The sequence below is a fragment of the Pseudomonas sp. EA_65y_Pfl2_P78 genome (assembly GCF_963970495.1).
Lineage (GTDB): Bacteria > Pseudomonadota > Gammaproteobacteria > Pseudomonadales > Pseudomonadaceae > Aquipseudomonas > Aquipseudomonas baetica_A.
In genome coordinates this window covers 25,223-32,593 of the sequence record NZ_CAXAON010000044.1, presented here as the reverse complement: position 1 = coordinate 32,593, position 7,371 = coordinate 25,223, and the positions used below count along the sequence as shown (strand labels likewise).

Sequence of the window (7,371 nt, the reverse complement as noted above, 5' to 3'; positions counted from 1 at the left end):
GCTGCGACAGCTCGAGGGGGCGAGAGCCGAAATGGCCTTGGCGGTGAACGCCTATAACCTGAAAAGAGCGATTAACGTGCTCGGCGCACGTCAGTTGATGGCGTTGATGGGCTGAAACGCCCTTTTTCGTCTGCCGTCCGCACAAAAGCAAACGCCCCGAACAAGTCGGGGCGTTTGCTTGAAACCACCATCAGTGTGTTTTCACACAGTCTGCGAAGGTCGCCTTTTTCAGTCAGACAAGCGTGATCAGAATTCGTGATCAGCGCTGTCCGGGTTCAGGTCGGTGATGCCCAGCTTGCCGGCTGCGGCTTCGATCGAACCGGTCTGCTTGACCAGCGAGGCGATGGCGTCGCGCACGATCTGGTTGCCAGCGGTATTGCCGGCGGCGATCAATTGGTCGTAGTGCTCACCCTTGTTGGCGTGGTCGACCATGACCTGGATCTTGGCTTCGGTCGCAGCCAGATCGGCTTTCAACGCGGTGTCGGCAGCCGGGTCAGCCTTGGCCACCAGCGACGACAGGCTGGCGCCGGTCATTTTGGTGCCGTCAACACGGGTGTACTCGCCCAGGTAAACGTTACGAACGCCTTTGGCATCGTAGAAGTGCGAGTTGTGGGTGTTGTCGCTGAAGCAATCCTGTTCGTCTTCAGGGGAGTTGGCTTCCAGGGACACCTTCATGCGCTCGCCCGCCAGTTCGCCCAGGGACAGGCTGCCCATACCGAAGAGCATTTTGCGCAGGCCGTTTTCGCCGGGTTCGGCTTCCAGGGTGGCGCGGTAGTTGTCAGCCACGTTCGGCTTCCAGTTACCGACCATTTCTTCCAAGTCGCTGACCAGCAGTTGGGTCACGGACTTGAGGTAGGCACGACGACGATCGTTGTGACCGCCGGTAGCGCCAGCGCCTTCCAGGTAGTCGGAAGCCGGGCGGTTGCCCGCGCCAGGACCGGTACCGTTCAGGTCCTGGCCCCACAGCAGGAATTCGATGGCGTGGTAGCCGGTGGCAACGTTGGCCTCGGAACCGCCCAGCTCGTTCAGGCTGGCGAGTTTTTCCGGGGTGATGTCTTTCACGTCGACCTTGTCTTCGCCGACCTGCACTTCGGTGTTGGCGATGATGTTGGCGCTGGCGCCCGGATTACCCAGTGCGTGTTCGTAGGATTTGTCGACGTAGTCGATCAGACCCTCGTCCAGTGGCCAGGCGTTAACCTGACCTTCCCAGTCGTCGATGATGGTGTTGCCGAAGCGGAACACTTCACTCTGCAGATACGGAACGCGCGCGGCGACCCAGGCAGCCTTGGCGGCATTCAGGGTGTCGGCGTTCGGCTTGGCAAGGAACGCATCGACGGCGGTTTGCAGGGTTTTCGCGGTGGATTCGGCATCGCTGTAAACGGCGAAGACCATGTCGGCGTAATGCGCGACCACAGCCTTGGCGGCGGCGTCGTCGATTTTAGCGGCGGCGGCAGGAGCAGTGGTGCTGGCGGCTGGAGTCGGCGTGGTCGGGGCGGCGGGCTTGTCTTTGCCTTCGCCGCAACCGGCGAGGGAAATGGCGATGGCCAGCAGACTGGCGGTAGCCAGAGGCATACGAATCATGGCGAACATCCTGCTTCGGTAGTTGAGTGGACTCGCGCTGGGAGCGCAAAACTGCGACATAATGCAAATCTTTCGCATTATCTGTAAAGGGATGTGCCTGGAAATATTTCTTATTCGTGTATTGAGATCAAACGATCGCAGCCTCTTGGCACTCGGCAGCTCTTGCAGGCGAATGGGATTCACGAGAGCTGCCGAAGACTGCGATCTTTTAAAGGATGGCCGCGTTGCTGCGTTGCGCCTGCTTGAGGTAGGCGCTCAACTCGCGCGCCGGTAGCGGTTTGCTGTAGTGGTAGCCCTGACCTTCGTGACAGCCTTCGGAAATGATGTACGACTCCTGCTCGGCGGTTTCCACGCCTTCGGCAATCACCTGCATGCCCAGGCTCTTGCCCAGTTGAATGATCGCGCGAACGATGGTCGCATCGTCATCGTCATCCAGCAGGTCCTGGACGAAGCTCTTGTCGATCTTGATCTTGTCCAGCGGCAGACTTTTCAGATAACTGAGCGATGAATAACCAGTGCCGAAGTCGTCGATGGCAATCAGCGCGCCGGAGCGGCGCAGGCTCAGCAAATGCTGGGCGGCGGTGCTGATGTCTTCCATCAGGCCGGTTTCGGTGACTTCCAGCTCCAGACTGCGCGGTGGCAAGCGGTACATCTGCAGCAGATTGTTAACCACTCGCGGCAATTCGGCGTGGTGCAGTTGCACGGTGGACAGGTTGACCGCCATGCGCAGGTCGACAAAGCCCTGATCGTGCCATTCGCGCAATTGCTTGCAGGCCTGATCGAGCACCCATTCTCCGATGGCGATGATCGTACCGTTCTGTTCGGCCAGCGGAATGAACAGGTCGGGCGGGACCAGACCGTGTTCAGGGTGTTGCCAGCGAATCAGCGCCTCGACGCCAACCACACGGTGATCGCGGTAGCTGATCTGCGGTTGATAGACGAGGTAGAACTGATCGCGCAGCAAGGCATCGCGCAGGTCTTTTTCCAGTTCGCGACGGCGACGCATCTCACTGTCGACGCTGGCGATGTAGAACTGATAACGATTGCGCGAGCGGGTCTTGGCCAGGGTCATGGTCTGTTCGGCCTTCTGCAACAGCTTTTCGGTGCTGTCGCCGTCCTCCGGGAACAGGGTGATGCCGATGGTCGCACGCAGGCGGATTTCCTGGTCGTCGAGGGCGAACGGCGCCTCCAGATCATCAAGAATGCTTTGTGCCAGCTCCGCCGCTTCATAAGGCTGTTCGATATCGGCCTGCACCAGGGCGAACTGGTCGCCACCCAAACGGGCGAGGGCACCGAGGCGGCCGCTGTGGGCGCGCAAGCGATCAGCCAACGCCAGCAACAACTGATCGCCGGTCTGGTAGCTGAACTGTTCGTTGATACCTTTGAAATCATCCAGCCCCACGCACAACACCGCGACGCGGCGTTGCAGTTTGCCGGCGTCGACGAGGATCTTGTCCAGTTGCTGCTGCAGTTGCTGACGGTTCGGCAGACCGGTGAGGAAATCGTATTGGGCCATGCGCAGCAGGCTGTTCTCGGCTTCGTGGCGCAGGTGGGTATTGCGTTCGATGGATTCGAGCAACTGGTTGGCGGTGTTGATCCAGACTCCCAGTTCGTTTTTCTCGTGGCCCTTGAGTTGCGGAATCTTGTGTTCGCTGGGGCGATCGGGGTTGATTTCGGTCAGATGCTCGATGATCCGCGACAGCGGTTTGGTCAGCAGCCAGTGATAGACCAGATAAAGCACCAGGCCCATGGCCAGGGCACGCAATACACCGGAAATGAAAATGATCACCGAACTGACGATAAAACTCTCGCCATAGGTCGCGGTGTCGAGGGTGATGCTCAAGTCGCCGTAGTACTCGCTGTAGGGACCGCGACCCACCAGTTGCGTGGTGAAGGTGCGCTCCTGACCCAGAATCAGGTCGGTCAGCCAGCGGCTGTTGGAATGCTGCAACTCACGGGATTTTTGCGCGAGCATCGCTTCATTGGGATGGCCGATGGAGGCCTGGCGCACGGCGTCGTCCTGGAACAGGCCTTCGATCACCTGCATGCCCATCTCCCGATCCAGGCTGTACACAGCCTGAGTGGAGGGGTCGCGGAACATGTCGAGGATCCGTTCGGCGTCACCGACAACGGCCTGGCGTGTTTTATAGGCATCGAAAACAATTTGCGCGCAGCTCAAGACCACGCCCACGATCAATGCCGACAGGAGCACGACCCGGAGCAACTTCACCGACAAGCTGTTCTTGAGTTCCAGCTTCAAAGGGTTATTCCTTGTTCCGTGCGGGTAGCGTCAAGTTGCCGTGAGTATTGGCAATCCGGTGTTGGCAGTCAAAGGGACAATCAGGTCCAGAAAAATTTGCCCAGGGCCTGGGCCGACAGGCTGCTGACTAGAGTATTAGTCCTATTTGTACTGTGTCGGTAGTTTTGGCCCTCAACTTGAGCGTTGCGGGACATTTTTTCCTTTTTTGATGTTAGCCCTCTGTGCAAGGTCGGCAAGTGGCGGCAGCCCGCATTAAATGTGAGAAAAGCGCTATCTCCTGCCTGAATCAAAGGCATAAAAATGTATGGTCAGCCCATCTCCTGCAACCTCATGGGCTGTTTTCGGTAAAGCTGGCTTGCGCTAATGTATCCGGGCTCATTGTGAGCGTTGCTGCAACAACGCTCGACCCTCGATGAGTAGCCGCTCCCGACTGTCCTGAAAAAACCCTCAGCCTCTAAAGCTGATTTTTATGCCAGGTTCTCAGGTACCTGCGCCAATGTGCTGAGCAATTGGCCGCGGTTGGTTTTCTTGCGCAATACCTGATGACCTTTGGCATCCTGGCCATGCAGGTGGAAACTGTGTTTGCCAATGTCGATACCGAGAAGCGTTATCGTATTCATGAGAGATCCTCCGCCGAAAACGAGAAAAGCCCTGCAAGCGTAAACCTGCAGGGCTTCTCGGTCAGGCTGACCATCTCATTAAACCCGGCATCAGCCGGGTTTCTTCTCTGGCGCGCAGCTTAAGCGGTGAAGGTTTTGCCTTCGAACTGCTCAGCGACGAACTTCCAGTTGACCAGGTTCCAGAACGCTTCGACGTACTTGGGACGAACGTTGCGGTAGTCGATGTAGTAAGCGTGTTCCCAAACGTCGCAAGTCAGCAGCGGGGTGTCGCCGCTGGTCAGCGGGTTGCCGGCGCCGATGGTGCTGGCCAGTGCCAGGGAACCGTCAGCCTTTTTCACCAGCCAGCCCCAGCCGGAACCGAAGGTGCCGATCGAGGTTTTGCTGAACTCTTCCTTGAACTTGTCGAACGAACCGAAGGCTGCGTTGATTGCATCAGCCAGCGCGCCGGTTGGTTGACCGCCGGCGTTTGGCGCCAGGCAGTTCCAGTAGAACGTGTGGTTCCAGACCTGAGCGGCGTTGTTGAAGATGCCGCCCGAGGAAGACTTGACGATTTCTTCCAGGGTCTTGCCTTCGAACTCGGTGCCCGGCACCAGGTTGTTCAGGTTCACGACATAGGTGTTGTGGTGCTTGTCGTGGTGAAATTCCAGGGTTTCCTTGGAAATGTGCGGCTGCAGGGCATCGTGTGCGTAAGGCAGCGGCGGCAATTCGAAAGCCATGATGATTCTCCTAATCAGGTCTGTTGCGGTGAGCGCAAGGCCGATCACGGGCGGCCAGAAATGCGACGACGAGTTTTTACTCTTTGCGGCGCAGGGTTCGGATCATAGCACCGGGGTTGCGGCTTAACCACGCAACAACTGTGTGGGATAGAGGTTCCAGAGCCTTTTGGAATAAATCACGGAGCGAGTATCAATTGTCCTGCCACCGCGAACATCATCACCGCCACCAGCAGATCGAGGATCCGCCACGTACTCGGCCGGGCCAGCCACGGCGCGAGCCATGCCGCCCCCAGCGCCAGCGTGAAAAACCACAGCAACGACGCACTGGCGGCGCCCACCACATAAGCGCCCGGCACCGATTGTTGGGCGCCAAGAGAGCCGATCAACAACACGGTATCCAGATAAACGTGCGGGTTGAGCAAGGTCACTGCCAAGGCGCTGAGCATCACTGCCCGCAGCGAGCGCACGGTCTGGTTTTCGCTCTGATCCAGGCGCTGTTTCGAGAACGCCCGGCGTAGCGCCTGGCTGCCGTACCAGATCAGGAACACCGCGCCACCCCAGCGCGCCACCGCCAGCAATGTCGGGTTTTGTGCCAGTACAGTGGCAAGGCCGAACACCCCGGCTGCCACCAGCAGCGCGTCGCAGGCAACGCAGAGTGCGGCGACCGGCAAGTGATGCTCACGACGCAGACTTTGTGCCAGCACAAAAGCATTCTGGGTGCCGATCGCCATGATCAGCCCCAACGCCACCAGCAACCCGTTCACATAGCTTTGCCACATAGAATTCACTCCGCGTTGGCTGCGAGATCGCGCAGCACGTGCATGGCGCGTTCGGCGTCGGCCTGACCGACAAACAGGTGATCGTGGTAGTAACCGGCGATCACGTTGCAACTGATCCCGGCCTTGCCCAGTGCGGTGGCGAATGCGGCAGTGAGGCCGACGGCTTCGAGCGCCGAGTGCACGTTGAGGGTGATCCACGCGGCCACGTAATCGAAACTGAAGCCGGCCTGTTCGGCCAGCGAGCGTTGCAGAATCACGGTCAGACCTTCTTGTTCACGAAAGCAGCCGACAATCTCCAGGCCAATTGGCAGTTGCCCGTCGGGCAAGGTGCAAAACACATAGTCGCCGGCGTTGAGCTGCGGGCTCATGCTGCGCAGCAGAGTCGAGAGTGAGGTTTCGCCAGCCATGGAAAGGTCCTTGAGAGAGAGTGCTTGCTGGCTATTCTCCAGTCGGACGCGTTATAAGAAAAACCAATAATGCTGATCGCTCATTAGGAAAAATGATGTTCGATTACAAATTGCTGTCTGCTTTGGCCGCCGTGGTCGAGCAAGCCGGATTCGAGCGCGCGGCGCAGGTGCTGGGCCTGTCGCAATCGGCGATCTCGCAGCGGATCAAACTGCTTGAGGCGCGGGTCGGCCAACCCGTGCTGGTGCGCGGTACGCCGCCGTCGCCGACCGAAATTGGCCGGCGCCTGCTCAACCATGTGCAACAGGTACGTTTGCTTGAACGTGATTTGCAGACCCTTGTGCCGGCGTTGGATGAAGAAGGTTTACCCGAGCGACTGCGCATTGCGATCAATGCCGACAGCCTCGCCACCTGGTGGGCTGAAGCCGTGGGGGATTTCTGTGCCGAACAGCATTTGTTGCTGGATCTGGTGGTGGAGGATCAGACCGTCGGCCTCAAACGCATGCGCGCCGGTGAAGTGGCGGCGTGTGTTTGCGCCAGCGAGCGGCCGGTGGCCGGCGCCCGCAGCGTCTTGCTCGGCGCCATGCGGTATCGCGCGCTGGCCAGCCCGGCGTTCATCGCCCGGCATTTCCCCGATGGCGTGCGTGCCGAACAACTGCCGCGCACCCCGGCGCTGGTGTTCGGCCCGGATGATTTTCTTCAGCATCGCTATCTCGCATCACTGGGTGTCGATGGGGGATTCGAGCACCATTTGTGCCCATCCTCTGAAGGTTTTATCCGCCTGACTGAAGCCGGGCTCGGTTGGGGGCTGGTGCCGGAACTGCAAGTGCGTGAGCAATTGCAACGCGGTGTACTGCGCGAACTGTTGCCAGATAAACCGATCGACGTGCCGCTCTACTGGCATCATTGGCGCAACGGCGGTCAGTTGCTGGGCTTGCTGACCGAGCAATTGGTGCGATCTTCGCCACAATGGCTGGTGCCGTTGGACTGACGGCCAGCGTCAAGACACA

Annotated in this window: 6 protein-coding genes and 1 pseudogene; 1 reads left to right on the top strand and 6 read right to left on the bottom strand. The window is 59.1% G+C overall.

What is annotated here, in order from left to right; translation table 11 throughout:
• Positions 1–246: 246 nt before the first annotated feature.
• From AACY02_RS24040 to AACY02_RS24015, 6 genes and pseudogenes are all read right to left on the bottom strand, one after another.
• Positions 247–1,581 carry an imelysin family protein gene (locus tag AACY02_RS24040; protein WP_339434077.1) on the bottom strand — a complete coding sequence of 445 codons (1,335 nt, stop codon included), beginning with the start codon at positions 1,579–1,581 and terminating at the stop codon, positions 247–249.
• A 208-nt stretch (positions 1,582–1,789) separates the two neighbouring features.
• Positions 1,790–3,841 (bottom strand): putative bifunctional diguanylate cyclase/phosphodiesterase, encoded by a 2,052-nt coding sequence (locus AACY02_RS24035; RefSeq protein ID WP_339434076.1) that lies wholly within the window; start codon positions 3,839–3,841, stop codon positions 1,790–1,792.
• A 488-nt stretch (positions 3,842–4,329) separates the two neighbouring features.
• Positions 4,330–4,461: pseudogene (locus AACY02_RS24030) on the bottom strand (IS110 family transposase); the annotation flags it as partial.
• A 119-nt stretch (positions 4,462–4,580) separates the two neighbouring features.
• On the bottom strand, positions 4,581–5,177 hold the full coding sequence (locus AACY02_RS24025) for a superoxide dismutase (protein WP_095191553.1): 597 nt from the start codon (positions 5,175–5,177) through the stop codon (positions 4,581–4,583).
• A gap of 176 nt (positions 5,178–5,353) precedes the next feature.
• The gene (locus tag AACY02_RS24020; protein WP_339434075.1) at positions 5,354–5,956 is read right to left on the bottom strand and encodes a LysE/ArgO family amino acid transporter; all 603 of its coding nucleotides are present in this window, start codon (positions 5,954–5,956) and stop codon (positions 5,354–5,356) included.
• 5 nt (positions 5,957–5,961) lie between these two features.
• On the bottom strand, positions 5,962–6,363 hold the full coding sequence (locus tag AACY02_RS24015; protein ID WP_339434074.1) for an ACT domain-containing protein: 402 nt from the start codon (positions 6,361–6,363) through the stop codon (positions 5,962–5,964).
• A 95-nt stretch (positions 6,364–6,458) separates the two neighbouring features.
• Between AACY02_RS24015 and AACY02_RS24010 the strand changes: the two genes are divergently transcribed.
• Positions 6,459–7,352: a LysR family transcriptional regulator ArgP gene (locus AACY02_RS24010; RefSeq protein ID WP_339434073.1), complete on the top strand. Its 894-nt coding sequence runs from the start codon at positions 6,459–6,461 to the stop codon at positions 7,350–7,352.
• The last annotated feature ends 19 nt before the right edge of the window (positions 7,353–7,371 follow it).

Coding starts and splice junctions, on each gene's coding strand:
- AACY02_RS24020 (WP_339434075.1), bottom strand. CDS start 5,956: ATGTGGCAAAGCTATGTGAACGGGTTGCTGGTGGCGTTGGGGCTGATC.
- AACY02_RS24040 (WP_339434077.1), bottom strand. CDS start 1,581: ATGATTCGTATGCCTCTGGCTACCGCCAGTCTGCTGGCCATCGCCATT.
- AACY02_RS24015 (WP_339434074.1), bottom strand. CDS start 6,363: ATGGCTGGCGAAACCTCACTCTCGACTCTGCTGCGCAGCATGAGCCCG.
- AACY02_RS24010 (WP_339434073.1), top strand. CDS start 6,459: ATGTTCGATTACAAATTGCTGTCTGCTTTGGCCGCCGTGGTCGAGCAA.
- AACY02_RS24025 (WP_095191553.1), bottom strand. CDS start 5,177: ATGGCTTTCGAATTGCCGCCGCTGCCTTACGCACACGATGCCCTGCAG.